Raw genomic sequence first — 602 nt, 5'->3', positions numbered from 1 at the left:
ATCGCGCAGGGAAGGCCGAGTGATTGGCTACACCTGTATGCTGCTGTGCGGTTTTTCTGCGTGTGCTTTTCGCGCAGCGGACCGCGGGTGCCAGCCGGCACCCGGCCTTCCCTGCGCCCTCTTGGATTGGAGGGGCGAGTGACCAAGCAAAGCTCGGGCGAAATGCGCCGCGAGGACGGGAAGGCGTGTCTGCTAACCCACACGCACGGTCATCGCCCGGCTTGGCCGGGCGATCCAGTACGCCGCGGCGGTTGTGATGGAATCGAGACGGCGGCGATTACTGGATTCCCCGCCTGCCGCCTTCGCTAAAGCTTCGGCGCCCCTAGACCTTAACCTCGGCGAAGCCTTGGCGTAGCCGGGTCGCGGGGAATGACATCGTCATCTGGAGAACCGGCCCATGTCCACAGTCCGTCATTGCGAGCGCAGCGAAGCAATCCAGAATCCCTCTGCGGAAAGGCTCTGGATTGCTTCGCTTCGCTCGCAATGATGTTGTGGACGGCCCCACCTGAACGGCATCAAGTGCCAAAACGTGGTCGCCGGAGCGCCACAAAGAGGGGAGCCGTCCATGGCGAAGTTTATCCGAGCGGCGATTGATCTGGGCA

The 602-nt window shown here is 63.0% G+C and carries 1 pseudogene; it reads right to left on the bottom strand.

What is annotated here, in order from left to right:
• Positions 1–322 precede the first annotated feature (322 nt).
• Positions 323–602: pseudogene (locus RAD15_RS43420) on the bottom strand (hypothetical protein); the annotation flags it as partial.

Source organism: Bradyrhizobium sp. 14AA (assembly GCF_054185205.1).
Note: the sequence above shows the minus strand (reverse complement) of the source record. Positions and strands in the feature narration are given on the sequence as shown.